The organism is Paracoccus sp. KKT209 (assembly GCF_055635455.1).
The window spans coordinates 680,848-707,457 of the sequence record NZ_CM145758.1; the positions used below are offsets into that span (position 1 = coordinate 680,848).

The 26,610-nt window shown below is 62.5% G+C and carries 23 protein-coding genes and 1 other annotated feature; of the genes, 12 read left to right on the plus strand and 11 right to left on the minus strand.

Annotation, left to right across the window (positions count from 1 at the left end; all coding sequences use genetic code 11):
• Positions 1-99: 99 nt before the first annotated feature.
• The 3 genes from ACZ2G3_RS03450 to ACZ2G3_RS03460 all read right to left on the minus strand — a co-directional run bounded on the left by ACZ2G3_RS03450 (position 100) and on the right by ACZ2G3_RS03460 (position 3,821).
• Entirely contained in the window at positions 100-2,364 is a 2,265-nt protein-coding gene (locus tag ACZ2G3_RS03450) for an MHYT domain-containing protein (RefSeq protein WP_470397669.1), read from the minus strand.
• 465 nt (positions 2,365-2,829) lie between these two features.
• Entirely contained in the window at positions 2,830-3,201 is a 372-nt protein-coding gene (locus ACZ2G3_RS03455) for a hypothetical protein (RefSeq protein ID WP_470397671.1), read from the minus strand.
• A gap of 191 nt (positions 3,202-3,392) precedes the next feature.
• Entirely contained in the window at positions 3,393-3,821 is a 429-nt protein-coding gene (locus ACZ2G3_RS03460) for a DUF4186 domain-containing protein (protein ID WP_470399036.1), read from the minus strand.
• 8 nt (positions 3,822-3,829) lie between these two features.
• Here ACZ2G3_RS03460 and ACZ2G3_RS03465 point away from each other — a divergent pair.
• From ACZ2G3_RS03465 to ACZ2G3_RS03475, 3 genes are all read left to right on the plus strand, one after another.
• Positions 3,830-5,058 (plus strand): IS3 family transposase gene (locus tag ACZ2G3_RS03465; protein WP_470397673.1). Its coding sequence is split into 2 segments (ribosomal slippage): positions 3,830-4,115 and positions 4,115-5,058, totalling 1,230 coding nucleotides; the frame shifts between segments, so codons are not numbered across the junction.
• Positions 4,111-4,227, plus strand: a sequence feature (AL1L pseudoknot). It overlaps the preceding gene by 117 nt.
• 161 nt (positions 5,059-5,219) lie before the next feature.
• A complete protein-coding gene (locus ACZ2G3_RS03470) occupies positions 5,220-6,332 on the plus strand; it encodes a DUF3616 domain-containing protein (RefSeq protein WP_470397675.1) in 1,113 nt (370 codons plus the stop codon).
• A 116-nt stretch (positions 6,333-6,448) separates the two neighbouring features.
• The gene (locus ACZ2G3_RS03475; RefSeq protein ID WP_419269092.1) at positions 6,449-7,390 is read left to right on the plus strand and encodes a LysR family transcriptional regulator; all 942 of its coding nucleotides are present in this window, start codon (positions 6,449-6,451) and stop codon (positions 7,388-7,390) included.
• On the opposite strand, the gene ACZ2G3_RS03480 is transcribed toward ACZ2G3_RS03475, so the two are convergent.
• Positions 7,381-7,866: a RidA family protein gene (locus ACZ2G3_RS03480; RefSeq protein ID WP_419269091.1), complete on the minus strand. Its 486-nt coding sequence runs from the start codon at positions 7,864-7,866 to the stop codon at positions 7,381-7,383. The genes ACZ2G3_RS03475 and ACZ2G3_RS03480 overlap by 10 nt on opposite strands.
• 277 nt (positions 7,867-8,143) lie before the next feature.
• Here ACZ2G3_RS03480 and ACZ2G3_RS03485 point away from each other — a divergent pair, with 277 nt between their 5' ends.
• From ACZ2G3_RS03485 to ACZ2G3_RS03500, 4 genes are read left to right on the plus strand one after another with little or no spacing between them, the layout of a single operon-like run.
• Positions 8,144-9,511, plus strand: coding sequence for an amidase (locus ACZ2G3_RS03485; protein ID WP_470397678.1), 1,368 nt, complete (start codon positions 8,144-8,146; stop codon positions 9,509-9,511).
• A 37-nt stretch (positions 9,512-9,548) separates the two neighbouring features.
• Positions 9,549-10,541 (plus strand): TRAP transporter substrate-binding protein, encoded by a 993-nt coding sequence (locus tag ACZ2G3_RS03490; RefSeq protein WP_470397680.1) that lies wholly within the window; start codon positions 9,549-9,551, stop codon positions 10,539-10,541.
• A 22-nt stretch (positions 10,542-10,563) separates the two neighbouring features.
• Positions 10,564-11,073, plus strand: a complete 510-nt coding sequence (locus ACZ2G3_RS03495) for a TRAP transporter small permease (RefSeq protein ID WP_470397682.1) — start codon at positions 10,564-10,566, stop codon at positions 11,071-11,073.
• Between the two features lie 9 nt (positions 11,074-11,082).
• On the plus strand, positions 11,083-12,357 hold the full coding sequence (locus ACZ2G3_RS03500) for a TRAP transporter large permease (protein WP_470397685.1): 1,275 nt from the start codon (positions 11,083-11,085) through the stop codon (positions 12,355-12,357).
• A gap of 738 nt (positions 12,358-13,095) precedes the next feature.
• On the opposite strand, the gene ACZ2G3_RS03505 is transcribed toward ACZ2G3_RS03500, so the two are convergent.
• Positions 13,096-15,543: a GcvT family protein gene (locus ACZ2G3_RS03505; RefSeq protein WP_470397687.1), complete on the minus strand. Its 2,448-nt coding sequence runs from the start codon at positions 15,541-15,543 to the stop codon at positions 13,096-13,098.
• A gap of 141 nt (positions 15,544-15,684) precedes the next feature.
• Here ACZ2G3_RS03505 and ACZ2G3_RS03510 point away from each other — a divergent pair, with 141 nt between their 5' ends.
• Positions 15,685-16,278 (plus strand): helix-turn-helix domain-containing protein, encoded by a 594-nt coding sequence (locus ACZ2G3_RS03510; RefSeq protein ID WP_470399038.1) that lies wholly within the window; start codon positions 15,685-15,687, stop codon positions 16,276-16,278.
• Between the two features lie 318 nt (positions 16,279-16,596).
• On the opposite strand, the gene ACZ2G3_RS03515 is transcribed toward ACZ2G3_RS03510, so the two are convergent.
• Genes ACZ2G3_RS03515 through ACZ2G3_RS03540 form a run of 6 tightly spaced genes read right to left on the minus strand, consistent with a single transcriptional unit; the run spans position 16,597 to position 21,865 of the window.
• Complete coding sequence (locus tag ACZ2G3_RS03515) at positions 16,597-17,523, minus strand: isoaspartyl peptidase/L-asparaginase family protein (RefSeq protein ID WP_470397689.1); 927 nt, start codon at positions 17,521-17,523, stop codon at positions 16,597-16,599.
• Entirely contained in the window at positions 17,520-18,425 is a 906-nt protein-coding gene (locus tag ACZ2G3_RS03520; protein WP_470397691.1) for a polysaccharide deacetylase family protein, read from the minus strand. The genes ACZ2G3_RS03515 and ACZ2G3_RS03520 overlap by 4 nt, the downstream gene beginning before the upstream one ends.
• Entirely contained in the window at positions 18,422-19,177 is a 756-nt protein-coding gene (locus ACZ2G3_RS03525; protein WP_470397693.1) for an SDR family NAD(P)-dependent oxidoreductase, read from the minus strand. The genes ACZ2G3_RS03520 and ACZ2G3_RS03525 overlap by 4 nt, the downstream gene beginning before the upstream one ends.
• Positions 19,168-20,190 carry a ketopantoate reductase family protein gene (locus ACZ2G3_RS03530; RefSeq protein WP_470397695.1) on the minus strand — a complete coding sequence of 341 codons (1,023 nt, stop codon included), beginning with the start codon at positions 20,188-20,190 and terminating at the stop codon, positions 19,168-19,170. Before ACZ2G3_RS03530 ends, ACZ2G3_RS03525 begins: the two co-directional genes overlap by 10 nt.
• Positions 20,187-20,888: a creatininase family protein gene (locus ACZ2G3_RS03535; protein WP_470397696.1), complete on the minus strand. Its 702-nt coding sequence runs from the start codon at positions 20,886-20,888 to the stop codon at positions 20,187-20,189. Before ACZ2G3_RS03535 ends, ACZ2G3_RS03530 begins: the two co-directional genes overlap by 4 nt.
• Positions 20,885-21,865 carry a GntR family transcriptional regulator gene (locus ACZ2G3_RS03540; RefSeq protein ID WP_470397698.1) on the minus strand — a complete coding sequence of 327 codons (981 nt, stop codon included), beginning with the start codon at positions 21,863-21,865 and terminating at the stop codon, positions 20,885-20,887. The genes ACZ2G3_RS03535 and ACZ2G3_RS03540 overlap by 4 nt, the downstream gene beginning before the upstream one ends.
• A 209-nt stretch (positions 21,866-22,074) precedes the next feature.
• Between ACZ2G3_RS03540 and ACZ2G3_RS03545 the strand changes: the two genes are divergently transcribed.
• The 4 genes from ACZ2G3_RS03545 to ACZ2G3_RS03560 all read left to right on the plus strand — a co-directional run bounded on the left by ACZ2G3_RS03545 (position 22,075) and on the right by ACZ2G3_RS03560 (position 26,600).
• On the plus strand, positions 22,075-23,646 hold the full coding sequence (locus tag ACZ2G3_RS03545) for an ABC transporter substrate-binding protein (RefSeq protein WP_470397700.1): 1,572 nt from the start codon (positions 22,075-22,077) through the stop codon (positions 23,644-23,646).
• A 91-nt stretch (positions 23,647-23,737) separates the two neighbouring features.
• Positions 23,738-24,712 carry an ABC transporter permease gene (locus ACZ2G3_RS03550; protein WP_470397702.1) on the plus strand — a complete coding sequence of 325 codons (975 nt, stop codon included), beginning with the start codon at positions 23,738-23,740 and terminating at the stop codon, positions 24,710-24,712.
• Positions 24,712-25,638, plus strand: a complete 927-nt coding sequence (locus tag ACZ2G3_RS03555; protein ID WP_470397704.1) for an ABC transporter permease — start codon at positions 24,712-24,714, stop codon at positions 25,636-25,638. The genes ACZ2G3_RS03550 and ACZ2G3_RS03555 overlap by 1 nt, the downstream gene beginning before the upstream one ends.
• Positions 25,635-26,600: an ABC transporter ATP-binding protein gene (locus ACZ2G3_RS03560; protein WP_470397706.1), complete on the plus strand. Its 966-nt coding sequence runs from the start codon at positions 25,635-25,637 to the stop codon at positions 26,598-26,600. The genes ACZ2G3_RS03555 and ACZ2G3_RS03560 overlap by 4 nt, the downstream gene beginning before the upstream one ends.
• Positions 26,601-26,610: the final 10 nt, after the last annotated feature.

The following is a 26,610-nucleotide window of genomic DNA, read 5'->3' on the forward strand; positions in this document are numbered from 1 at the left end:
GCAGTTCCTCCTTCGTGCGCACAACCTTGCCACGGGTGGCCGCGAGCAGGTTGCAGCCAATGCCCGCTGAAGCCGCAGCACCGAAAGCTGATACGTTGATCAGCTTGCAGGGAGCTTGAAGGGAATGACGTTCATGTCTTCCCTTGATCTCAGCGCCTCATGCACCGCTTTCTCCAGCTGGCCCTGGAAGTAGGGCTTGTCGAGCTTGAACGCGATGTTGGGATGATCTGTGGGAAGCTCTGCATAACCAGTGGCAAGGACAACCGGCAGGTTTGGGCGCCGAACATGAATGGCTTCAGCAAGCTGCAAACCGGTCATCCGCGGCATTGCCTGATCGGTAATCACAAGATCAACATCGCCGGTTTGGTCCAGGATACGCAGGGCCTCTTCTCCGTTGTGCGCGGGGATGACACGATGCCCCATGTCCTCAAGCATGGCTTGGGTGTTCATCAGGACCAGGAAGTCGTCGTCCACGGCCAAGATCGTGGCCGGCATCATCTGCGCATGCACCCGTTCCGGAAGTGCATGGAACGCCTCGGCGGCAACGGGTGTTTCCGCTGCTCGAAGCAAGATTGTTGCCTCCGTTCCTTCCCCAGGCATGCTGGAGAGCTGGAGCTGGCCTCCCGACTGAGCGGCGAAGCCATGAACCATGGAGAGGCCGAGACCAGTGCCCTTCGTGGGGCCCTTGGTGGTGAAGAAGGGCTCTGTCGCGCGAGCCAAAGTATCGGGATCCATCCCGGCGCCGTGATCAGTGACCTTGATTGCGATCTGCCGCGAAGACGGCTCGGCGCCGACGGTTTCCGCGGTAACCTTGATCAAGCCTCCCCGTGGCATGGCGTCACGAGCGTTGACGATCAGGTTCAGGAGGGCCATTTCGAGCTGGTTCTCATCGACGCTCGCAACGGCGACGAGATCGGTTTGGGGAAGCTGTAGCTCATATTGCGGTCCCAGTGACCGCTGCAGGAGATCGACCATGCCGTTGATAAGGGCAATGACGTCTACTGGCTCAGGTGCGAGTGTCTGGCGGCGCGCGAAAGCAAGCATCCGTTGCGTCAGCGTTGCGCCTCGTTGCACCCCCTGGATTGCAACGTCGATCAGTTGCTGAGCGCGCTTGTCGTCGGTGTTCCCCTTCCGCAGCAGCTCCAGGTTCCCGAGAATGATCGCGAGCAGGTTGTTGAAGTCGTGAGCCACTCCCCCCGTCAGCTGCCCCAATATTTCCATCTTCTGAGTCTGCCTGAGCGCAGTCTCGGCCTCCTTGCATGCCGTGACATCCACAAGTCCTTCAATGCAGGAAAGAAACTGTCCTTTGGCGTCCACCTCTACCCGGCGGGTGATTTCCACCTCAATCACCTTTCCCGACCTGCTGATGAGGCTCGCCTGGACCTCATGAACCTCTCCCGTCTCACGAAACGACGATCGGGTGGCTTCCATTCTGTCTTGTGCGGAAGCGGGCGTCATGAACTCCCGGATGGGCCGGCCAACCACCTGGCTTCGGTCAAAGCCCAGCACGGCGAGCCAAGCGTCGCTGACATCCAGGATCCGGTCATCGCGATCAACAGCTTGCAAGGGTAGCGGCGTCCGCCGATAGAGCAACCGGAAGCGCTCCTCACTTGTTCTGAGAAGTTCTGCTTCCCGGCGGCTTTGCTGCGCCACGCGGCGGTCCATGGTTGCTGCAAGCAGGGCGAGAGACAGGATCACGAAAGTGATGGCAGACACCCAGGTGGCGAGCCCCTCAAGGTTCACGCTGTTCATGCCGATGCTTTCGCCGCCGGGAAGCGGAGAATAGACCGCCGCATGCATTCCGGAGAAGTGCATCCCCGAAATAGCGGCGCCCATGACCACTGCGGCAATGAGTTTCTCAACCTGGCCCGTGTTCATGAAGGCGAGCCACAGTGCAGCCGTGGCGGCAGTAACCGCGATCAGAAGCGAGATTGCCACCCAAGCCGGGTCGTAGCTTACGCTCATGGGGATCTGCAGAGCCGCCATGCCGGTGTAGTGCATCGCAGCGATGCCAAGGCCCATGAGGGGACCACTGAGAAGAAGCGCAAGCGCCCGCTGGCGCAGATGGCCCACGACCGCGAAACCAGCGCCCGTGGCTCCGACTGCGAGGAAGAATGACAATGCGGTCAGTCCCGGCGCATAGGACGGCTGCATTCCCGGCATAGAGTAGGCCAGCATTGCCACGAAGTGCATGGACCAGATGCCCCCGCCCAGCGAGAACGCGGCACCGGCGAGCCAGGTCGCCCGCGCTGATCGAGTGGCTGCGGCACCGAACCGGCCGGCAAGGTCCAAGGCCGTATAGGAAGTTACCGCTGCAATCAGAAGTGCCAGAAAGACGAGAGCCTCATTATGGTGGCCGTGCATGCGCGTTCCTGCGTCGAGTCATCTGCAAATAGCAGATCATAGCAGCAGCCTTGAGAACAGCGCCATTGAGAGCTTTGGCTCATCTCCTTCCAATGCGGACCTACCTCCTCATGCACGAAGGGCTAAGTCTGTATGCATATAGCAGGCATGCGGATGGGGCAGGCACTGACGCCAAGCCTCCTGAACAACTGGCAATGCCAGCCTTCTGTGGCTACGTGCTGACCATCCCCAACTGTCCGCTTCTTGGCCTTGCCATGTTTGCCCATCTGCATCCGCGATCGTTAGCTTCCCGCCCATAACAGCCGGTCGACGGAGCAGCGATACTGCGGTGCGGCTTCCTCGAACCGGCCTTTGATGCTTTCCGCAGCAACTGTGGCCAATATTCGCTTTCTGTCGGGGTATAGACGCTCCGGCAGTGCCTCGACATCTTCCCGCAATTGCACGCCGCCGCAGGCTGGATGCTCTTCAGAAGCCTTGGCGATGCAGCTCCTCCGCAATCTTCATGCGTGATGAGGCATCGCGCGTGGGGAATGCAGTTAGGAAGTCGTCGCTCGTCGCATCGTGCCTGAGATGGACCACCTGGTGCCGCCACCGGTCTGCCTGTCTGGCTCTATCGGCAAGTCCGTTCGCGACAAGGGCGATCATCGCGATTAGATGATGCGCACCAGGCGCTGCGGCAGCTTCGTCGGACGAGTCAGCCGCGGCCTGATAATCTTCTTGTTGGATCAGCATCTGCGCACGGACGCCGTGAAAACCGTAAAGCAGGGGATCGAGAGGGCTGAGATGCAGCGATGTCTTGACACCAGCGAATGTTGCGGCCGCGTCGCCGAGCAGCATTGCATTGAAGGCAGAGGCGTAGAAACCTTGGGCATGGTGCGGGTTTAGACCAGTTGCCCGGGAGAGCGATAATCTCGTCCTTCGCGATGCGCTATGGCTGAGGGTCCGCTCATTTTATCGTTGAATGGCGGCCGCTCCTGCACTCTCTTCATGTCCCCGGGGCAGCAGCGCCACAATCTCACGCAAACATACTAGCCGGTGCCTTGTGCCTTCATCTGCCGATCGATCCACATCATGATCAGCGCGACAACCTTCTCCTGCTCGTCGTCGCTCATCTGACGGCCGCTGGCGATCCCGTGCCATTTCTGTAAGCAGCTGCGGCAGCAACTCCCGGTCGCATGTTGGGCCACAAAGGCAGGATGGCCGCGCATCGGAGTCTGCCTGCCGTCATTTCGAGGATGAGCGGGCGCGAGTCTCTGGGCCACGAAGTCTCTTGCGTGACTAAGAACCGTGCTGCGGCCTTTGTTGTTCGCGTAGGCCCTGTCCGCCGCTGAAAGGCGGAACCGGCTACGAAAGCGCGATCGCGCTAGCCTGTCGAAGATGTCGTTGTCGTCTGCCAGGCTGGATGGGGTGAATGAACCGCTCCGGGTTTGCCGGAGGCTCCAACTCCTGAGTAGGATGGAGCATCATGAGCAAGACGACGAACAAGTTTTCCCCCGAAGTGCGCGAGCGTGCAGTGCGCCTGGTTCTCGACAATGAGGGTCAGCATGGATCGCGCTGGCAGGCAGTCATGTCGATTTCCGCGAAGATCGGCTGTGCGCCGCAGACCCTGAACGAGTGGGTCAAGAAGGCCGAGGTCGACAGCGGCAAGCGCTCTGGCATCCCGACCCACATGGCAGAGAAGATGAAGGCGCTGGAGCGGGAGAACCGGGAACTGCGCCAGGCCAACGAGATCCTGCGCAAGGCGAGCGCATAATTTGCGATGGCGGAGCTCGACCGCCGGTCGAAGTGATGGTCGGGTTCATCGACGATCAGCGAGGGAAGCACGGGGTCGAGCCGATCTGCAGGGTTCTGCCGATCGCCCCGTCCACCTACTACGATCACCTGGCGAAGCGGGCCGATCCGGCCCGATTGTCGGATCGCACCCGGCGCGACGCAGCGCTGCGGCCCGAGATCGAGCGTGTCTTCGAAGAGAACTGGCGCGTCTACGGCGTGCGCAAGGTCTGGCGTCAGCTGGATCGGGAAGGCTTCGATGTCGCCCGTTGCACAGTCGCCAGACTGATGAAGGACATGGGTATTCGAGGCATCATCCGGGGCAAGCCGCACAAGACTACGATCCCCGACAAGAAGGCCTCGTGCCCGCTGGACAAGGTGAACCGGCAGTTCCGCGTGCCTGCGCCGAACATGCTCTGGGTCAGCGATTTCACTTACGTCGCCACCTGGAAGGGGTTTGTGTATGTCGCCTTCGTCATCGATGCCTATGCCCGCAAGATCGTCGGCTGGCGGGCGAGCCAAACAGCCCATGCAGGCTTCGTTCTCGATGCCCTCGAACAGGCTGTCCACGATCGCCGCCCAGCCAAGGGCGCGGGGCTCGTCCACCATTCCGACCGCGGGTCGCAATACCTGTCGATCAAATACACCGAGAGGCTGGGCGAGGCCGGCATCGAACCTTCCGTCGGCAGTGTCGGCGATAGCTACGACAATGCCTTGGCGGAGACGATCAATGGCCTGTTCAAGGCCGAGGTCATCCACCGTCGTGGGCCGTGGCGCAACTTCGAGGCTGTCGAATATGCCACCCTCGAATGGGTAGACTGGTTCAACAACCGCCGCCTGCTCGAGCCGATCGGGAACATCCCGCCGGCCGAAGCGGAGGCAAACTTCTACGCCGCTCTGGAAGCTGAAGACATGGCCGCGTAACTAATCCCAATCAGCCTCCGGAAAACCCGGCGCGGTTCACTTGTTTCTGAGCCAGGTCCATTCATTGTAGTTCTTCTTCCTCCATTTCAACAGCAGCGCGCTGATAGCGAAGGAGAGGGCAGAGGCCGGGGCTCGACTTCGCCTTGCTAAACCTAGTTCCGATGGATCTTCAGCACGAACTTTTCCTCTCCGCCGGTGTTCCTTTCTGCCCTGAGGAGGACGACATGGACGAGGCACCAAACAGACAAGTGCTCCTGATCTTCGGCGAAATAGACGAACTAAAACACGTCGATGACCCCCTTCACAAGGACGTCTCTGCCGCGGCGCGGGTGGGCGACGCCCTCTTTACATGCTGCGATGAAACTGCGGGCGTCGATCGGCTGACGCCGGACGGCGATGCCTGGGGCAACCACGTCCATATCTCGATTGGCGACTTCATCTGCCTCCCTGGCGGCCCGCGCGGGGAGATGGACATCGAAGGATTGATGGCTGACATGGGTTGGCTCTGGGTAATCGGCTCCCATGCATTGAAGCGAGGCAAGGCCAAAGGGGGCCGCAAGGCGGCCCTGCGGCGCCTCTCCAAGATCGAGCGTGATCCGAACCGGATGTTCCTTGGGCGCATCCCTTTGGCTGAGAGGGACGGGGCGCCAATGCCGGTCGCCAAAGATGGTGCCCGTCGCGTCCAGACCGTTCGCCTCGGCGCCAACAAGAGCCAGCTCAGGAAATGGCTTCGCAACGACGAGCATATCGGACCCTTCCTGGAGTTGCCTTGCAAGGAGAACGGCCTTGATATCGAGGGGATCGCTGTGCGCGGGATGCGCGTCTGGCTGGGCTTGAGGGGCCCCGTTCTAAGGGAGATGGCAGCAGTGCTCGAGTTCGAGTTCAAGGTGACCCGCTCGGGCTATCTCAAAGCACGCCGAATTGATGGCACCCGGCGCTACCGCAAGCACCTGATTCCAACCCGCGGGCTTGGCATCCGCGACCTAGAGCTCGATGGGGATGACCTGATGCTGCTGACCGCTCCTGTTACGGCCGCAGACGGGGTCGCCGCGATCAGGCGCTGGTGCGGAGCTGTGAGCGTCACGTCCTCCGGGGTGGTGCCTGAGGCAGATGTCGCAGTAGTTCGGGATCTGCCCTATCGGGGACAGCATGACCACCCTGAGGGTCTGGTGCGTTGGGATGATGGAGAATGGCTGGTGGTCTACGACAGTCCGGCACCGGAGCGACTTGATAGCAAACCGGCTCGGCTTCTGGCTGACATCTGGAGCGAATAGGAGCTACTGCTGCACGCGTTTACTTGGCTGGAAGGGGTCGCGCGGCGCGCTATACCTGTTGCCCATGGTATCAAGGTCGACGAAGCTCGTCTGGACGAACTTCGTGGTGTTGCGGAATGAACCTGATAGCGGGAAAATATTTCCTGAGCGTTGCCCGCTTTCAATCGATCCGGTTGGCGGCGGAGCGGCTGCGCGTCTCGCCCTCTGCCATCAGTCGCCAGATCGTCAAGCTGGAGCACGAGTTTCAGGAGCAGCTTCTTGAGCGCCGCGCCGAGGGTGTCAGTCTGACGGAGGCGGGTCGTGTAGTGGCCGACCATCTGGCGGCCATCTTCAGCCAGATCGACACAGCCAAAGGAGACGTCGCCGATCTGCGCAATCTCAAGACCGGTGCCGTTTCCATTGCGACGGTGGAAGGGATTACCGATCCTTTCCTGTCCGCCCACATTACGCAGTTCCGTCAACGTTATCCCGGTATCCATTTCCGAGTCCGCATCCGCGGTCGCGAACGCGTTCTGGAGGCAGTCGAACAGCACCTGTGCGACATCGGGTTCGTCTACGATCACTTCACTCATGCCGCAATCGAAACCGTGGGGCAGTGGCGGCAGCCATTGCTTGCGCTGGCACCACCGTCGCATCCGCTGGCAGACGGCCGCCCGGTCGTGCTGGACGATCTGGTTGATCTTCCCTGCGTCCTGCCGGATGACAGTTTCGGTATCCACCACCTGCTGAACCGCGCCTTCGGCAAGATCCGCAAGCAGCCATCCGCGATCATCGTGGCCGACCAGTTTCACTTCCTGATCCGTCACACCATCCGCAACAACGCCATCATCTATCTTCCCCTGCAGGCCGTCCTGCGCGAGGTAAACGAGGGTCAACTGGTTCCTCTTAATCTTCGATGCAGCGATTTTGACCACCGCTTCATCTATGCCGTCGCTCGTCACGGGCAGCACAAGTCGGCCGCCTGCGAAACATTCATTGCCTCGATCTTGAGCGAGTTCGCGAAGGGCGAGAAATCCGATGCGGCACTTCTCGCCCACCTGCGCGCGCGTCAGGGATGAAGCTCAATTGTAATGTCCGCCTCGACCGGGGCGTTCAGCCCCAGTTCGTGCTGCGTCAGGGCAGCGCGCGCGTGCTTGCCATTCTCCTCGCCCCATAGCTTGACGAAGAGGTCCGAAGCCCCGTTCAGCACCAGGTGCGGCTCGGTAAAGCCGGGAGCGCATGAGACGTAGCCGATCATTTTGACGATCCGCTTGACCCGGTCGAGATCGCCCAGAACCGCCTTCATCATCGCAAGGTGGTTGATCGCCATCAGCCGGGCAGAGGCATAGCCCTCCTCGATGCTCAGGTCAGAGCCGACCTTTCCGACATAGGGCAGGACGTCATTGTCGTTTTCGTCCGGCTGCGTTCCCAAGGTCCCGGACGTGTAGAGGATGTTGCCCACGACAACGCCGGGAAGGTAGTTCCCGATGGGCTTCGGCCGACGCGGCAGAATGATCCCTAGTTCGCGGAGCCGCTGTTCCGTTGCGTGTGACACGATGTTCTTCCTGAATGGTTGTGTTTGTCGAGGCCAAACTAGGCACTGGATCTTTCAAAGCTGTAGCTGTTGCGGCAACAGTGCTTTGCCGAAGCGGCAACGCTATCCTGTCAACCTTAGCCTTGAGACGAAATTTTCCGTTTTACTTCAAAGTTGTGTGGCTAGACTTAGGAGGGCGGGCCATCTCGAACAAGCCATCTGCCCGACGATCAGCACGGTGGCGCATTGAAGAGAGCCGCATAGGATAAGGCAGCTCCAATCGACGAGGAGACAGCCCGTGCCCTATGTTCCGCTCGATACGATCGCCGGTCAGCTTCGCAATGGAACCGCCACTGCGGCGGGATTGATGGCCGACGCGGCGGCGTGCCATGGCGCGACCGAGGAGCGCCTGAACGCGTATCGCACCTGGGCAGGACCACGGGCCGAGGTGCAGGCGCGCGCGCTGGACGTGCTTATGGGAACTGGGATCGATCTGGGCCCGCTGATGGGCATCCCCGTCTCGATCAAGGACCTTTACGGCGTGCCGGGCCTGCCAGTCCATGCCGGAACAGATACCGAATTTTCCCAAGAGTGGCAGCGCCCGGGTCCGGTCATGAACCGCGTCCTGACCCAAGGCGGCATTGTCACGGGCAAGACGCATACTGTGGAGTTTGCTTTCGGCGGCCTTGGCACCAACCCGCATTGGGGGACCCCGGTCAACCCATGGTCCGCGCAGGGTGCCCCACGGGCGCCGGGCGGGTCCAGCTCAGGGGCAGGGGTCTCGCTGGCGCAGGGCAGTGCCTTGGCTGCGCTCGGGACGGACACGGCCGGATCGGTCCGGATCCCCGCCTCGTTTACTGGCCAGACCGCGCTGAAGATCACGCATGGCCGCTGGTCACTGGACGGCATCGTGCCGCTATCGCCCTCACTGGACACACCTGGCCTTTTAGCCCGCAGCATCGCCGATCTGGCCTTTCTCTTTGCCGCCATCGATGGCGGCAAATCTGTGGGGCCGGCTTCGAGCGGTCCGCGCATCGGCATCATCGAAAACGTCGTGTGGGAGGAGATCGATCCTGCGGTGGCCGCCAACACCCATGCTGCCCTCACCAAACTGGAGAGGGCAGGAACTGCGGTGACCTCGGTGCACCTGCCAGATTTGGACCGAGTGCTTGATCTGTTCCGCCGGGGCGGGTTGGCAGCTCCCGAACTGCGGGCCTTCCTTGACGCCCATCACCCCGAGCGGATCGCGCGCCTGGATCCCGCGGTCATGGCGCGGGTCGTCGCCGCGGACGAGGTCAGCGCGTCCGATTATCTGCAGCGCCGCGCCTTGCTGGCCGAGGCGGCAGGGACCGCCAGCCAGATCTTCGAAGGAGTGGACCTGCTTGTGTCCCCGACGGTGCCGATTTCAGCCCCGCTGCTGTCAGACCTGGCCGATCCCGACGCCTATCGCCGGTCCAATATGCTGGCCCTGCGGAACACAGCAATTGTGAACCTTCTCGGCTGGTGCGCGACCACGCTGCCGACCGGGCTGGACGCCAACAGGATTCCTACCGGCCTCCAGATCATCGCGCCTGCCCGGCAAGAGGAGCGGCTGTTGGCCGCAAGCCTCTGGGCTGAGGCGGTGATCGGCGCAGGACCCGATCTGCTGGGCCCGCCGCCGCTGTGATCTGACAACAACGAAACGACCAACAGGAGACGACACCATGACCTATCGCACGTTCGGCACCTGCCTGACCCTTGCCCTCGGCACCGCCTTTGGCAGCATGGCCGCCGCCGCGGATTTCGAATTCACCTTCGCCCATGTGCTGACCGAGGACACTCCGAACGCCCGCGCCGCGGTGGTCTTCAAGGAGGAGGTCGAAAAGAACTCGGACGGCCGGATCGAGATCAACATTCGTCCTGCGGCCCAACTGGGCGGCGACGTCGAGATCATCGAGCAGACCCAGATGGGGCTTGTCGACATCTCGATCCCGCCGACCGGCAACCTCGCGAACTTCAATGAGCAGATGTATCTGTTCGACCTGCCCTTCCTGATGGAGGACGAGGCGGCGATGAAGCGCGTGCTCGACGGGGAGGTCGGAACCGAGCTGCTGGCAACGCTGGACGCCAACAACCTGCATGGCATCGCGATGTGGGGCGCAGGCTTTCGCCACATGACCAACAACATCCGCCCCATCAATGGCCCTGGCGATCTGCAGGGCATCAAGATGCGCACGCTGCAGGCGCCGACCATTCTGGCGACATATCGCACCTACGGCGCGAACCCGACCGCTATGGCCTATGTCGAGGTCTATAACGGACTGCAGCAGGGCGTGGTCGAAGGGCAGGAGAACCCCTTGGCCAACATCTATTCGATGAAATTTTACGAGGTGCAGGACTACATGACCCTGACCGGTCATGCCTATCACACCTATGCCGCGATCATGAACAAGCAGGCCTGGGACAGCCTTCCGGACGACCTGAAGAAGGTGGTCGAGGACGCAATGATCGTGGGCCGCGATGCTGCGCGCCAGTATACGGCCGAGGATGAGACAAAAATCCTTGAGGAGATCTCCGACGACATTGAGATCCAGGAGCTGACGCCGGAAGGCCGTGCCGCATTCATTGAGGCCTCGCAACCCATCTACGAAGAGTTCGCCCCGATGGTCATGCCCGAATTGATGGAAAAGGCGCTGGCCGCCGCCAAGGGCGAATGAGGGCGTCGGGGAGCCGGCAGTCATGATCGTCTGGCTGAACCGCATCGTCGACTGGATCGAGAACGTGCTCGTCACCGGACTCATGCTGATCGCGACTGTTGTCGCGATCGTGCAGGTGATCGCACGCTACGTGTTCAACAACTCGCTATTCTGGTCCGAAGAGCTGATCCTTTACTCGCTGATCACCATGAGCTTTCTGACCATGGGCATGGGGGTTCGCTATGCCTCGCATATTAGCGTCGATGCGGTTTACGCCTTTGCCAGCCCCCGGACGGCAAAGTTCCTTCAGATCGGAGCGGCGTGCTTGGGCCTCATCTTTGCCGCCGTTCTGGTCTGGTATGGCGGCAGGTTGGTCCTGAACACGTCGCGCATGGGGCAGTTGTCGCCCGCCATGCGCATTCCCGTCGGCTACATCTATGCCGTCATTCCGGCGGCAGGCATCTTCATGCTCCTGCGCTATCTGCTGGTTCTGCGCGACCTGCTGGCCGGTCGCGGCTACGAGCCGCCCCAAGTCGACATCAAGACAAGCTGAGGACACGGCATGGTTGGCGCTCTTATCCCCGTCTTCTTCGGGCTTCTGATCTTCGGACTGCCGATATTTGCGTCCTTGGCTTTGTCGGTGGCCGCGGTCTTCTACTTCTGGGGCGGGATGGACCCGCTGCTTGTCCCCATGCGCATGTTCTCGGGCATGAACAACTTCTCGATCATGTCGATCCCGTTCTTCATCCTGGCGGCGGAGTTGATGCGCATCGGTGGCCTGTCCGACCGCCTGATCGGGTTGGCGCGGGCGCTGATCGGCTGGCTGCCGGGCGGCTTGGCCGCGGCGGCGGTGATGGCTTGCCTTATGTTCGGGTCGATCTCGGGCTCGAGCCCCGCCACGGTGATCGCCATCGGCTCGATCCTTTATCCAGCCATGGTCAATGCGGGATATGACAAGTATTTCTCCATCGGCCTGATCACCACCGCCGGAACTCTGGGGCCCATCGTGCCGCCCTCGATCGCGTTGATCATCTATGGCTCGGTGACGGGGACCTCTGTCGGCATGCTGTTCGCGGCGGGGCTGCTGCCGGCCTTGCTGATCGGGACGCTCTTGATCGGCTATGCGACCTGGTATTCGGCGCGCAAGGGATATGCGCGGGACCCGCTGCCGACCTTTGGCAGCATCCTGCAGGCGGTCAAGCGTGCGGCCTGGGGTCTGGGGCTGCCGGTAATCCTGCTGGGCGGGATCTATTCAGGCGTCTTCACGCCCACCGAATCCGCCGCCGCCGCCTGCCTTTACGGCTGGTTCGTGGGCGCGATCATCTATCGCAGCATCTCTTTCAGCGCCACGTTGGTTGTTCTGCGCAACACGGGCCTCATCTCGGGGCCGCTGCTGCTGATCACCGCAGGTGCCTCCGTCTTCTCCTGGCTGCTGGCCAGCACCGGAACGCCATCGGATCTCGCCGCTTATGTTCTGTCGGGGACCGACAACCCCGTTCTGGTAATCGCTGCCTTCAACCTGATCCTGCTGGTGGCCGGTTGCTTCCTGGACAGCGCATCGGCAATCATCATCCTTGGCCCGCTGATGATGCCGATCGCTCAGGAACTCGGGGTTGATCCGGTCCATTTCGGCATCATCATGCTGGTCAACCTGTCCATCGGGATGCTGACGCCCCCGGTGGGTCTGAACCTCTTCGTGGCCATGGGCGTGGCCAAGATGAGCCTTGGCGAGGTCTTCCGGGCTACGCTGCCGACTATGCTTCTGATGCTGCTGGCCCTGATCCTGCTGTCCTACATCCCGGCGATCAGCATGATCGTGCCCCAGGCGCTGTTCTAGAAGCAGAAACCGGCAAATTAGCCTTCGTGATACGAGCAGGTAGAGGTGCAAAAGAGCAGTGCCTAGCCCTTGAGGACCATGCCCGCCTCTCGGTCGGCCGGCATGCGGTCGACCATAGAGCTGGCCTGCAGCGCCTCGGTCGCGATGGCAATGACCGCTTTAGCGACGGCCGGCATGGGCCGGGTCGGAACGGTGGTTCCGCTCCAGCGCGATCACCGGCACGCGCGGCGCGAAGTTGCGCGAAAGAATTTAGAGGTTTCAGACATCCGCGGTGAGGAAGGCATAGACCGACTGCGCGTCGTCTGACAGCGGTCAGGCCGCGTCTGTCAGGCTTCAGCGCGGTCAGGATCCGGGCCAGCAGGCGGTTAAGATCCTCGGTATCCGTCGATCAGCATGTGGCCCCTACACCGCACACATACAGGCCGCCCCGTGGAGTCACCTCGGCAACTACCGGAGCCTCGCAGCCAGTCAACAGTTAATGCATCCAGAACATCTATATGCTGAAGCGATGAGCAAAGGTTTGGAGAGCTCAAGCCGGCTGTGCTCCGATACCTCTGCTTGCGACAGGCCATGGCTAGTTCACCTTGGTCAGGACGGTCAGTTCCATAATAAGTTGTGAGGCCATAAGGCAGTGTCAGACCATACCTGCCGGTCAGGTCCGGGGACGTGCGGCAGTGGAGGGTCCCAAAAGCGGCCTTAAGACGCGGCGTAGCGATGCGGCGCCATGATCCCGATCTCCTAGACCATCATCCGTGCGGATGTTGCATCATACATGGGCGTCAGGCTCGCATCGGCGGGGACAATCCGACCAGCGATGTCGATGCTGTAATCAGATAGCAGCATCGCGTCGGCGCTTTCTCTGCCCATTACCGGAACAAAGCCGAGCCCGACAGCACCGCCAAGCGTATGGCCGTAATTTCCCGATGACAGGTGTCCCACGATCCGTCCGTTGCGCAGAATGGGCTCGTTGTGGAACAGCAGCGGCTCCGGGTTCTTCAGGCGGAACTGCATCAGCCGTCGCGATAGTCCATGATCTCGCTTGCGCAGCACCGCGTCGCGACCGATAAAATCGCCCTTGTCCGTTTTGACGGCGAAGCCAAGACCCGCCTCAAGGACGTGATCCTCGTCGGTAATGTCATGGCCGAAATGGCGATAGGCCTTCTCGATCCGGCAGCTGTCCATCGCGTGAAGGCCGCACAGCTTCAGCCCGACCTGCTCGCCCGCTTCAACCAACGCCTCGCAGACATGGGCTGCCTGATCCGAGGACACATATAATTCCCACCCCAGCTCTCCGACATATGAGACGCGATGGGCACGAGCGAGGCCCATGCCGACCTCGATCTCCCGTGCGGCTCCGAAGGGGTGGGACGCATTCGACAGATCGTCCGGAGACACAAGCCAGAGCAATTCACGCGATCGTGGCCCCATCACGCAGATCACCGCTTCGGCTGCTGAAACATCGGTGATGACAACCCATTCGTCCGTCAGGTGGCGGCGAAGCCAAGCCAGATCACGCTGCAGCGTAGCGCCGGGCACGACAAGCAGGAATGCTGTCTCGGACAGGCGTGTTGCGGTCAGGTCGCTTTCGATACCGCCGCGCGGGTTCAGCATCTGGGTGTAGACAATACGTCCCGGTGCAACATCCATCTGGTTGGCACATAGCCTTTGCAGGAACGCGAGCGCCTCGCGTCCCTCGACTCGGATCTTGCCAAAGGAGGTCATGTCCAGCAACCCGACGCCTTCGCGCAAAGCAAGATGCTCCGCCCACTGGTTGTCGAACCAGTTCTGGCGCTTCCAGCTATAGTGATACTCCGCGGTTTGCCCCTTGTTGGCAAACCAGTTAGCACGTTCCCAACCGGCCGCCTCGCCAAAGACCGCGCCCTGGGCCCTGAGTTGGTCGTGCAGCGGGCTGCGCCGCACACCGCGCGCAGTCGCCGGCTGACGATAGGGGAAATGGTCGGCATAGAGCAAGCCAAGGGTCTCGGTCACCCGGTTTCGCAGATACGTTCGGTTGCGCTGGAAGGGCTGGGCGCGGCGGATATCCACCTCCCACAGGTCGAAGGGGGGCTCACCGTCGCTCATCCACTGGGCCAGTGCCATGCCCGCCCCGCCTGAGGAGGCGATGCCTATCGAGTTATAGCCGGCCGCTACCCAGTAGCCGGCCAGCTCTGGTGCCTCGCCCAGATAATACCGGTCGTCTGGGGTGAAGCTTTCCGGCCCGTTGAAGAAGGTGTGGATACCCGCATCGGCCAACATCGGCAGCCGATTGATGCCCATTTCCAGAATCGCCTCGAAATGATCGAAGTCACCCGGCAGCTGGTCAAAGCAGAAATCCTCGCGGATGCCGGTCATGCCCCATGGCTTGGCCACCGGCTCGAACGCGCCCAGCAGGATCTTGCCCGCATCCTCCTTATAATACGCGCATTCGTCGGGCACCCGCAGCACCGGCATGCGTGTCAGACCGGGGATGCTGTCGGTCACTATGTAGAAATGCTCGCAGGCATGCAAAGGCAGTGTCACGCCCGAGGATGCGGCCAGATCACGGCCCCACATGCCGCCGCAATTCACCACCATGTCGGCGGCGATGTGCCCCGTCTCATCGCCGCGCTGCCAAGTGACGCCGGTTGCCCGGCCACCTGCCTTGGTCACAGCCAGCACCTTGGTCTGCTCGACAATCAGCGCCCCGTGGTTCCGTGCGCCCTTGGCCAGTGCCAACGTGATGTTCGTCGGATCGGCCTGCCCATCCAGCGGCAGATGCACGCCCGCCGTGACCCCATCGGTGTTCAGATGCGGATACAGATCTTTGACTTCGGCTGGGGAGAGCTCATTGACCTCGATGCCGAGGGCGCGGGCAAGGCTGGCCTGCCGCAGGATCTCCTCCTTCCGCTCCATCGTCAGGGCGGCGGTGATCGAGCCGCATTGGCGGAAGCCCGTTGCAAGACCGGTCTCGGCCTCCAGACGTGTGTAGAGATCGGCCGAATACTTTGCCAGCCGCGTCATGTTCTGGCTGGCGCGCAACTGACCCACCAGACCTGCGGCGTGCCAGGTCGTTCCGCAGGTCAACTGCTTGCGCTCCAGCAGGACGATGTTCGACCAGCCCAGCTTCGCCAGATGATAGGCTACCGAACAGCCCGATATGCCGCCCCCGATGATGACGACGCGCGCGGCTGTAGGCAGGTTGATCATGATGTGACAGCTTTTTTGAAATGGAGGTGGACCAAGAAGGTCGCAGACCATGCTGCAGAGTAAAAAATGAAAATCAACATTATTATTTCATTTCACACTGAACATCTTCTTCCAGCCTTGCCTGTCCAGCGCAGACGACCGATGCTGGCCCCGACATCCATCGACGAAAGCTGCCGTGGCGTGAACAACCTGGTTGGAAGCGATATCCGCGCTTTGAGAAAGTCCCGCGGCCTGACGATCGCCGATCTGACATCCGCACTCGGCCGGTCTGTCGGCTGGCTGAGTCAAGTCGAGCGCGGGCACACCGTCCCATCGGTCAGGGACCTGGCCGCCATCGCGGCATATTTCGATGTAAGCCTCAACTTCTTCTTCCGCAGCGCCCATCAGAACCCCGAAGAACAGGGTCTGGTCCTGCGCGCCGCCGACCGCATGGCGATTGGCTCAAGCGAGACCGGGTTGACCGAGGAACTGTTGTCGCCGACGCTTGGCGGAAGCTTCGAGATGATCATGTCCACCTTTGCCCCAGGTTCGGACAGCGGAGGGCCCAAAGCCGCGCGCCCAAGCGAGGACGGAGGCGTCCTGATCTCGGGACAGTTGACGATGTGGATCGGTGCGCTGAAGGTGGTCCTGCATCCTGGGGACAGCTTTCAGTTCAGGGAAAGCACCTATGCCTGGGAGAACGAGGGGACTGAACCAGCCGTCGTCATCTGGGTCATCTCGCCACCCGTATATTAAGATGATGTGCGCAGGATGGTGACTATTCGTAGCTCACCGACCTCTGCGTTGGTGAGATCCCGGTCAGCGATATGATCAAGCGCAGCGCGCCACTATCAGCTGTTTTCCTTGTCCTACGTGATGGACCTTAAAGTCGTAGATATACTCGGCCAAGCCGCCGCCCGGCGTAAGCTAGGAACGCGTTGTAGCGGGCCAACGTCCGCTTGGGCTTTATGCTCCTGCCACCCTTCTACACTCCGCGCTGCTCACCCTCCGTTTCCCGCCCAAATCACCCGCCATTGTCAGGCAGAGCTGCGGATCTCATGATTTGCAGCGAAATTAGCGGTAGATATACGTCCTAAAGCCGGATTCCTGGGTGACGGTGCCTCTATACATACCTTCGCAATTGAAGGGCAGGGACAAGTTTCCTTGAGCATCGACGGCTATGACGCCTCCTGATCCGCCATTCGATCCAAGGTCGTCCATGACCACATGGCATGCCGCGTCCGTCAACGTCTGGCCTGCATGACGCATTCGGGCCGCGATTTCGGCGGCGGCGTTCCAGCGGATGAAGATCTCGCCATGCCCGGTGCCGGAAACTGCGCAGGTGTCGTTGTCCGCATAGGTGCCCGCGCCGATCACGGGGGTGTCTCCGACGCGGCCAGGTAACTTGGCCGTCATACCGCCAGTTGAGGTGGCACTAGCCAGGTTGCCGTGAGTGTCGCGTGCTACGGCACCTACAGTCCCATGGCGGCGGGCCGGATCGGTGTCGTCGACCCCATGGCGACGCATCTGCAATGTCGTCTGCAGGGCATCCCATCTTTGCTGGGTGAAGAAGTATTCCGTCCCCTCAAAAGGCAGGCCTGCGTCGCGCGCCACCTGCAAGGCACTGGGGCCGATCAGAAGGACATGATCGGTTCTCTCCATCACTGCCCGTGCGGCCAGGATCGGGTTGCGCGGTCCCATGATGCCTGCGATGGCGCCCGCCTTGCGCGTGGCGCCGTCCATGACTGCGGCGTCCATTTCCTGCTGGCCGTCTGAGGTGAAGACGGCACCGCGTCCCGCGTTGAAGAGCGGCTCGTCCTCCAGCACGCAAACAGCGGCAGTAACCGCGTCCATCGCGCTGCCGGATGCGACGAGGATCTCATGCCCGGCCTGCAAGGCACGGCGCAGGCCGGCATGATAGCGAGCTTCCAGTTCATCAGTCATGTTCCGGCGCAGAATGGTGCCGGCGCCGCCATGCACCGCAAGTGAAAATCCGGTCACTTTGACGCTCCTCGTGGCAGTCCGGCCTGCTCCGCGCAGTAGCCGGCGACTTCGGCATGGGTGGCGATCCAGCAGTCGCCCTTGGCGACGATGCGCTCCAGCAGCTGTTCCAGGATGAAGATGCGGCTGCGATATCCACTGACATGCGGGTGCATGGTCAGAAGGAACAGCCCGCCCTCGGCGTAGGCGCCCTCGAACTCGCGCAGGAAGATGTCCAGCACATCCGCAGGAGGCGTATAAGGCCGCTGTGCCCCAAAGCGGTTCATCATGAAATAAACCGCGTCGTCGCGGATCCATTCGACGGGCAGTTCGACCATGCCTGTAGGCTGTCCATCCTGCAGGATCTCGTAGGGGTCATCGTCAGAAAACAGCGAGCTGTCGTAGAGGAGGCCCATCTCACGGGCGATAGACAGGGTAGCGGGACTGTAGTCCCAGGACGGCGTCCGCATGCCAACGGGGCGCTGGCCGCTGATGCGCTCCAGCGTGTCGGCGGCACGCAGCATCAGCTCCCGCTCGGTCGCGGCGTCCAGCGTGGTGTTCAGCTCGTGGATCCAGCCGTGCAGGCCGATTTCGTGCCCATCATGCGCAAGGGCGCGCTGTTCATCCGGATGCAGCAGTGCCGCAACCGCCGGGACGAAGAACGTCGCCTTGGCGCCGTGGCGGTCCAACACCTGCCGGATGCGGGGAACGCCACGGCGCGCGCCGAATTCGCCCCAACTGAGGCGGGCCACGGAATTGCCGCCGTCGCGCAATTCGTTCGTCTCGTGATCGCTGTCGAAGGAGAAGGCCACGGCGCAGCGCGCACCGCCCGGCCATCGTTCCGGAAGCAGGCTACGGCCTGCGCGCACCGCGCCGACCTTTGTGCGCCAGACGTCCTCGGGCCATTCGTGCGGGTTCGTCATCCGTGTCCTCCGTCCACCTGCAGGATCTGTCCGGTGATCCAGTCCGCCTGCCGCGAGCACAGGAACGCGACGGCGTTGGCGATGTCCTCGGCCTGCCCAAGACGACGCAGGTGAATGCTGTCGATGATGCGCTGCTGCCGAGCGGGACCGAAGGCCTGCCACTGCCGTTCGGTCGAGGGATTAGACAGGATGAACCCCGGCGCCACCGAATTCACGGTGATCCCCGATGGCCCCAGCTCCAGAGCCAGCTGCTTGGTCAGCCCGACCAGCGCATGCTTTGCCGCGGTATAGGCCTGGATGCCCGTCAGGCTGGGCTTCAGCCCCGCACCCGAGGAGATGGTGATGATCCGGCCCGATCCTGCGGCCTTCATGCCGGGGGTCAGCGCCTGTGCGCACCACATGACCGCGTCGACATTGGCCGCGAAGATGGCCCGCCAGTCGGTCTCGTCCACCAGGTCCAGGGACATGCCGACCTGGCCGCGCACACCGCCGGCGGCGGTGATTAGCCCGTCGACCCGACCGTGCCGATCCAGCACGGTCGCGCAAAGCGCGCGGGCGCCCTCCTGCCGCCCCAGATCGCCCGCGTGACAGGTGACGCCGGGCAGTCCCGCCAGCGGCGTCAGTCCGGCGTCATCGATGTCCATGGCGGCCACGATCGCGCCCGATCCCGCAAGCCTGCGCACGATCGCCGCGCCGATGCCCTGGGCCGCCCCCGTAACGGTGAAGACCCGTCCGGCCAAGGTCAGCTGCATGTGGCCACCATCCGGTCCAGCAGCGCGGTCGACTGCGTTCGGGTGCCGTTCTCGATGGCGTGGATCAGGGCGCACAGCTCCGACAGGGCGGGCGTCGGGATGCCGTGCCCGCGGCCGATCTCGATCAGGACGCCCACCTGCGCATCGACCTCGGTCTTGCGCCTGCGGACGGCAAGGTCGCGGTAGATGCCGGAATGGGTCTTCGCCGTCTTGCGGTTATGGGCCACCATTGCGTCAATGGAGGCATCCATCCGGGCCGTATCGCGCTCGAGGAATGCATCCGGATCGAAGCCGTTGAAGCCCAGGGGCGTGACACCCTCGGCCTGGGCCAGACGCATGACCTCATGGCCCAAGGCCGCGTAGACCGGGCGCCACGGGGCCGGGTCCATCGCGTCGGACATCGATTCCGGTGTCAGTGCGGTCGCGAACAGCAGCGAGCCGTAGCCCATCTTGCCCCACAGATAGCCCCATATGTTGTCGGTCATGACCGCCTCGGGTTCGACCAACGCGAACAGGGCATGCATCTCGCGCACCCGCGGGCTGACGCGATTGTCCAGTTCGCCCAAGGCGACGGCGGCGCGGTTGCCGTAAAGGATGCGTCCCGGCTCCAACCAGTCCGCGCCAAAGTTGACAAAGCAGCCGACCGTGCGATCCGCGCCAATCATGTCCGCGATTGCGCGCTCGTTCAGGCCATTCTGTGCCGACACGACAAAGCCGTCCGGCGCAAGGTGCGGCATCAGCATCTGCATGGCTTGACGGGTATGATGCGCCTTCACGGCAAGGATCACGCGGCGATAGGTCCCGGTCAGCGTGGCAGGGGTTTCGGCCGGAAGGATCTGGACGAACTCCTCGACGGGGCCTTCGATGCGCAACCCGTCGCGGCGCATCGCCTCGACGTGCTCGGCCTCGATGTCTACCATCTGCACCGGGTGGCCTGCGCGGGCGGCATAGGCGCCCAGAATGCCGCCGATGGCCCCGGCGCCCCAGATCAGGACAGGTTCCTGCTCCGTCATGCCCAGTCGCCTTCGATCAGGGCGCGGGTCTCCGCAACGGCGACCTGCCAGATGCCGTCCATCCGGTCGTCGGGCTTCTGGTAATGGCCGCCGTAATTGCCGTCCCCGATCAGGTCGCGCACGCCTTGGGCGTTCCGGTCGCGGAGGCGGTCGAAGTCGACATAGGGCTTCTGCTCGGGGGGCACCGGACGACCCGGCAGGCGTGTCCAAGGAAAGTTCTCCATCCAGGAGGCGTGCGAGGCCACCGGATCGACGGCCTGCACCGCGGCCCAGGTGCGCGGGGCCCGCCACCAGTCGTGGAACCGGCACCGCGCCCCAGGCCGGGCCTGCATCCATTCCGCGCAGACAGGCTGGACTGGGCTGTTGCCGCCATGTCCGTTGACGATCAGCACGCGTCGAAACCCGGTGTCGTAGAGACTGTCTAGGATGTCCCGCACCAGCGCCGCATAGGTCGAAAGCTTCAGGGAGACTGTTCCTGGAAAGGCCATGAAATAGGGCGTGAGCCCATAGGGAACCGGAGGAAAGACCGGGACGCCAAGAGGCTCTGCCGCATCGGCGGCGATTTTTTCTGACAGGATGGAATCCACCGACAGGCTCAGATGGGCATGCTGTTCGGTGCTGCCCAGGGGCAGGATGCAGCGGTCGTCAGTCTGCAGATAGGCCTCAATGTCGAACCAGGAACTTTCGGAAATCTTCATGGCGTCTCTCCTTTGATGGCGCCGGCCGTGCGGAGGGCGTCCAATGCCGGGAGCAGTTGTGTCTGCACGGCGTGGCTGTCGGGGGTGTGGCGATATTCGATCGCGGTCTGCTGGGGGGCAAGGCTGGCTCGCAGATACTCAGCGCCCGTCGCGTGGATCAGCACGTCGCACTCCGCCAGCAGGCGGTCCAGGTCGTTGGCCGTGCGTGCGACGGCCGTCACGCGACCCAGATGCGGTGCGAACCGACCGACCCCGGCCTTCAGCACGCTGAGGAAATCATCGAAGTATGAAACCAGCAGCACGCGCGCATCGGGTCGAAGGCCGGCAAGGGCCACGCGCGTGGCTTCGTTCGGGATAAGGATCATGCTGACCTGAGGGATTCCGGGAAACAGCTCGGCCGCCTGTGTCGCAAGGGTCCGGGGTGAGACGACCAAATCGACGCGTGCCGGCAGGTCGGCCCGCTGGTCAATGGTCCAAGGCATGATGACATCGTCGGGGGACAGATATGACACCAGATCGCGGGCATAGGCCGCAGTCGCATCGCTGAATGTCCCCAACACCACGACGCGCAGGGGTCGCGGCGCGCTAGACGCCGCCATCGTCACGCGAAGGGCGATATCCTGCGCTGTCAGCCCCAGTTCCCGCCCGGCGGACACCAGGGCGGCGATCTGACGTTCAAACGCAGCCATCTGCCGCGAGCGCGTGGCACAGGGGATGCCGCGATCGGTCACGAAGGTGCCTGATCCGATTCGCCCTTCAATCTGACCACGTTCCTGCAGCGCGGCAAAGACGTTGCTGACCGTGACGGGCGACAGACCCAACGTCGCCGCAAGCTTTCGAACCGAAGGAAGGCGGCTGCCGGACGGGATGTCGCCCGCTGCGATCCCATATTCCAGTGCCCCGCGCAGCTGCACGGAAACCGGAACCGAAGAGGCCGGATCGATGGCATGGGCGATCCGCAGCAGGGCGGCATCCAAGTCAGGGGCGGGAACTGCGCTCATACCGTATCATTGAATGATAACAGTTGGCCGCTCAAGAGTAATTCTTTAAAACCAATGGTGGCAAATCCCCATGGTTATGCATTGTGCAAACGGCGATGCTACTGACATTTTGGCCCGAAATTTCTTGACGTGCAAAAAAAACGGTCTCTAGTGTTACAGTCAATGATAACAGGTGAGGTTCGAAAATGGCTAAAAATGCTCTTCGCTCGGGAATCGCTCTCATCGCCCTGCTGGCTGCCGCCCCGGCGGCCACGGCACAGGACCTGACACTCGGTCTGCGCGCTGGACCGGATTCGATCGACCCGCACTGGTCCACCCTAGGCAGCCAGGCCGAGGCGCTGCGCCACGTCTTCGATACCCTGGTCGATGCTGATGAGACGCTGCAACTGCAACCGGGCCTTGCCGTCAGCTGGACGCCTATCGACGACACCACGTGGGAGTTCAAGCTGCGCGAGGGTGTGTCCTTCCATGACGGCACCCCCTTTACCGCCGAGGACGTCAAGTTCTCGATCGAACGCATTCCTGCCGTCACGGGCCCGATGCCCATGACGCTCTACACCAAGTATGTTGCGTCGGTCGAAGTCGTGGACGACTATACGCTGCGCATCACCACCAACGGCATGGCGCCGTCGCTGCCGAACGACTTCACGCGCCTGTTCGTCGTTCCGTCCGAAACCGGGATGGAGGCCGGGAACGAGGAATTCAACTCCGGCGAGAAGGCGATCGGCACCGGCCCCTACACGTTCGTCAGCTGGCAGCCCAAGGGCGACCTAGTGGTTCAGCGCAACGACGACTACTGGGGCGATGCCCCGGCTTGGGAGACCGTGACCCGCCGCGAAATCCCCGATGATGCCGCCCGCGTGGCGGCGCTGAAATCGGGACAGGTCGACATGATCAACTATGTGCCGGCCACGGACTACCTGTCGATGCAGGCTGACAGCAGCCTCGACACGTTCGTGTCGGATTCGATCTACATCCTGAACATCGCACCGTCGGTCAAGGACGAGGAGCCCCAGCCAATCAAAGTGAACGGCCAGGAAGTCGACGGCAATCCGCTACAGGACGTGCGGGTGCGCAAGGCATTGGATCTGGCGATCAACCGCGACGTTCTGGTTAACGTGGTTCTGGAAGGGCTGGGCACGCCCGCGAACCAGCTGATGCCCGAAGGGTTCTTCGGCTACTCGTCGGACATTCCGGCACCCGCCTATGACATCGATCAAGCTAAGGCGCTGCTGACCGAGGCGGGTTATCCCGACGGGTTCGAGATCGACTTCACCTGCACGAACAATCGTGTTCCCGGCGACGCGGTGGTCTGCGAGGCGCTGGCCCAGATGTGGTCGCGCCTTGGCCTGACAGTGAATGCGCAGGCACTGAACGGAACGGTCTTCTTTCCAGCCGCGCAGCGCGAGGAATACACGATGACAATGTCCGCCTGGGGGACGCTGACGGGCGAGGCCGCCTATACCTACGGCGCCCTGGTCCATACGCAGGACGCCGAGAAAGGCTTTGGCAACTTCAACCGCTCGGGCTACTCGAACCCGGAATTCGACCGGATCTTCAGCGAGGGCAGCCAGACGCTGGATACGGACGCGCGCCGCGAACTTTACGAGCAGGCGTCCGAAATCGCGATGGAGGATCGCGCCCTGATCCCGACCGTCATCCTGCAGAGCGTTTGGGCGGCCAAGGCCGACATGCTCGATTTCACTCCCCGCGTTGATCAGGAAACCCGCGCCTACGCGATCACCCCGAAAGAGTGATCTGACAACCGCGTGGCGCGTCCGGTTCAGAGGCGCGCCACCGACGCCCGCTGCCGGGCGACATCGGACAGAGAAGAAACGGGGGATTGCGATGTTTGGCTACCTTGTCGGCCGGCTGATGCAGGCGGCGGTGGTCGTGTTCGTCATGTCGGTCATCGTGTTCGTCGGCGTCTACGCGATCGGCAACCCGATCGACGTGATGATCGACCCGGGCGCCAGCCAGGAGATCCGTGAGAACCTGATCCGGCAATACGGGTTCGACCAGCCGCTGTGGCAACAGTATTTCACCTTCGTCGGCAACGTGTTTCAAGGCGATCTGGGTCGATCCATGGTCTACAACATCCCGGTCACGTCGCTTGTCTTCTCGCGTCTGCCCGCGACGCTGGAACTGGTGCTGGTTTCGGTGGGCATCGCAACGCTGATCGGCGTCCCTGCCGGCATGTATGCGGGCTACCGTCCGAACGGCATTCCGGCCAAGCTGATCATGGCGCTGTCTGTCCTGGGCTTCTCCGTCCCGACATTCTGGATCGGGATGCTGCTGATCATGGGGTTCGCCGTCAATCTGGGCTGGTTGCCTTCGGGTGGTCGCGGAGAGGTCGGACGGATCCTGTGGTTCAAGACGTCACTGGCGACGGGAGATGGCTGGGCCCATGTCATCATGCCGGCGATCAATTTGTCCCTGTTCAAGATGGGCCTGATGATCCGGCTGACCCGCGCCGGCATGGTCGAGGCGATGGGCACGGACTACGTCCGCTTTGCCCGCGCGCAGGGGCTTCCAGACCGGCAGATCGTGTTCGGTCACATCATGCGCAACATCTCCATCCCGTTGGTGACCGTATTCGGGCTGGAGCTGGGTTCGACACTGGCCTTTGCGGTGGTCACCGAGACAGTCTTCAACTGGCCGGGCGTGGGCAAGCTGATCATCGACAGCATCTTGCAATTGGACCGACCGGTGATGGTGTCCTACTTGGTCATGGTCGTGCTGCTCTTCGTGATGATCAACCTGACTGTCGACCTGATCTATGCGCGGCTTGACCCCCGCGTTCGCCTGAAGGGAGGCGCGTGATGGCCCTAGCCGAAAACAGTCTCACGGTTCCCTCTGCCGCGCCGGTCGAGACACGGGCAATGCGCCTGCGCAACTTCTGGTCCGACTATAGCCGGTCGTGGGTGGCGGTGGGCGCACTGGCCGTAATCGTGACATTGCTGGTCTCATCCTTCGGGGCGCCGTGGCTGGTGCCGCAGGATCCCTACGACTTGGGACAGTTGGACTGGGCGGACGCCTTCCTACGGCCGGGCCAGACAGGATCGGGCGGCTACATCCACCTGCTGGGCACCGACAATGCCGGGCGCGACATGCTGTCCGCGATCCTTTACGGGTTGCGCACCAGCTTCCTGATCGGAATTTCAGCCGGAGCGCTGGCGCTGATCCTGGGCATCAGCATCGGTCTGACGGCCGCATATTTTGGCGGCCGGATCGAGGCGTTGCTGATGCGGATCGTGGACCTTCAGCTGTCCATGCCCGCCATCCTGCTAGCCTTGGTGATGGCCGCCGTTCTGGGACAGGGGGTGCCGCAGATCATCCTGGCGCTGATCGTGGCGCAATACGCCTATTTCGCTCGCACGACCCATGGCGCCGCGTCCGTCGAGCGCCGCAAGGACTATATCGAGGCCGCGCGGTCGACCCCGCTGCCGACCCTGCGGATCCTGTTCAAGCATCTGCTCCCCAACGTCCTGCCCCCGCTGATCGTCGTGGCAACTGTGCAGGTTGCCAGCGCTATTTCGCTGGAGGCGACGCTGTCCTTTTTAGGTGTCGGCCTGCCACTGACCGAACCGTCGCTGGGGTCACTGATCTCCAACGGCTTCAAGTATATTCATGCCGGGCGTTCATGGCTGTCCATCTATCCCGGCGTCTTTCTGATGATCACCGTCGTGGCAATCAACTTGGTCGGTGACCAGGTCAGGACCGTGATCGACCCGAGGAATAGCAGATGACCGCCGCACTCGACGTCAAGGGACTGACGACGCGGTTCGAGACCAGGGCAGGTCATGTGACGGCGGTCAACGACGTCAGCTTCGCCGTGCAGCCCGGTCGGATCATGGGCCTCGTGGGCGAAAGCGGGTCGGGAAAGAGCGTTACCGGTTTTTCGATTCTTGGCCTGATTGACCCGCCGGGGGAGGTGACCGCAGGCGCCGTCCTGGTCGACGGCGTGGATCTGCGGCAGCTGTCCAAGGAGGACCTGCGCAAGATGCGCGGCCGCAAGGTTGCGATGGTCTTCCAGGATCCGATGATGACCCTGAACCCGGTCCTGCGCGTTGGCGACCAGATGGCGATGGCGGTGCGGGTGCATCAGGTCATGTCCAAATCGGATGCCCTGGAGCATGCACGGAAAGCACTGGAGGTGGTGGGCATTCCATCTCCTGCGGAACGCCTCAAGGCCTATCCGCACCAGCTGTCCGGAGGCATGCGCCAGCGGGTGGCGATCGCCATGGCGCTTCTGCACAGCCCATCGGTTATCATCGCCGACGAGGCCACAACGGCGCTGGATGTCTCCATTCAGGGCCAGATCTTGGCCGAAGTGCGCGAGCTGGCGGACAACACTGGTGCCGCCATCGTCTGGATCACCCATGATCTGGCCGTCGTCTCCAGCTTGGCCGACGATATCTGTGTGATGTATGCAGGCCGCATCGTCGAACGCGGCACCGCCGAACAGGTGATCGGGGGGCCGCGGCACCCCTATACCCAAGGGTTGCTCGACTCGATCCCGGCGTTGCACGAACCCGGTCGCAAGCTGCCGCAGATCCCCGGTTCGACACCGCAGCTCTCCCGTCTGCCGGAGGGGTGCCCGTTCCGGCCCCGCTGCCCCCGCGCGACCGACCTGTGCCGCACCGAGCCGCCGCTGGATGTCCGCGATGGGCAGGCCGTCCTGTGCCATCACCCGCTGGGGGGCGTATGACCGTTCCGAT

Bases quoted from the DNA above. Each gene is read 5' to 3' on its own strand.
- ACZ2G3_RS03450 (WP_470397669.1), bottom strand. From the start codon at position 2,364: ATGCACGGCCACCATAATGAGGCTCTCGTCTTTCTGGCACTTCTGATT.
- ACZ2G3_RS03455 (WP_470397671.1), bottom strand. From the start codon at position 3,201: ATGCTGCTCGGCGACGCGGCCGCAACATTCGCTGGTGTCAAGACATCG.
- ACZ2G3_RS03470 (WP_470397675.1), top strand. From the start codon at position 5,220: ATGGATCTTCAGCACGAACTTTTCCTCTCCGCCGGTGTTCCTTTCTGC.
- ACZ2G3_RS03475 (WP_419269092.1), top strand. From the start codon at position 6,449: ATGAACCTGATAGCGGGAAAATATTTCCTGAGCGTTGCCCGCTTTCAA.
- ACZ2G3_RS03490 (WP_470397680.1), top strand. From the start codon at position 9,549: ATGACCTATCGCACGTTCGGCACCTGCCTGACCCTTGCCCTCGGCACC.
- ACZ2G3_RS03495 (WP_470397682.1), top strand. From the start codon at position 10,564: ATGATCGTCTGGCTGAACCGCATCGTCGACTGGATCGAGAACGTGCTC.
- ACZ2G3_RS03500 (WP_470397685.1), top strand. From the start codon at position 11,083: ATGGTTGGCGCTCTTATCCCCGTCTTCTTCGGGCTTCTGATCTTCGGA.
- ACZ2G3_RS03505 (WP_470397687.1), bottom strand. From the start codon at position 15,543: ATGATCAACCTGCCTACAGCCGCGCGCGTCGTCATCATCGGGGGCGGC.
- ACZ2G3_RS03510 (WP_470399038.1), top strand. From the start codon at position 15,685: ATGCTGGCCCCGACATCCATCGACGAAAGCTGCCGTGGCGTGAACAAC.
- ACZ2G3_RS03520 (WP_470397691.1), bottom strand. From the start codon at position 18,425: ATGACGAACCCGCACGAATGGCCCGAGGACGTCTGGCGCACAAAGGTC.
- ACZ2G3_RS03525 (WP_470397693.1), bottom strand. From the start codon at position 19,177: ATGCAGCTGACCTTGGCCGGACGGGTCTTCACCGTTACGGGGGCGGCC.
- ACZ2G3_RS03530 (WP_470397695.1), bottom strand. From the start codon at position 20,190: ATGACGGAGCAGGAACCTGTCCTGATCTGGGGCGCCGGGGCCATCGGC.
- ACZ2G3_RS03535 (WP_470397696.1), bottom strand. From the start codon at position 20,888: ATGAAGATTTCCGAAAGTTCCTGGTTCGACATTGAGGCCTATCTGCAG.
- ACZ2G3_RS03545 (WP_470397700.1), top strand. From the start codon at position 22,075: ATGGCTAAAAATGCTCTTCGCTCGGGAATCGCTCTCATCGCCCTGCTG.
- ACZ2G3_RS03550 (WP_470397702.1), top strand. From the start codon at position 23,738: ATGTTTGGCTACCTTGTCGGCCGGCTGATGCAGGCGGCGGTGGTCGTG.
- ACZ2G3_RS03555 (WP_470397704.1), top strand. From the start codon at position 24,712: ATGGCCCTAGCCGAAAACAGTCTCACGGTTCCCTCTGCCGCGCCGGTC.
- ACZ2G3_RS03560 (WP_470397706.1), top strand. From the start codon at position 25,635: ATGACCGCCGCACTCGACGTCAAGGGACTGACGACGCGGTTCGAGACC.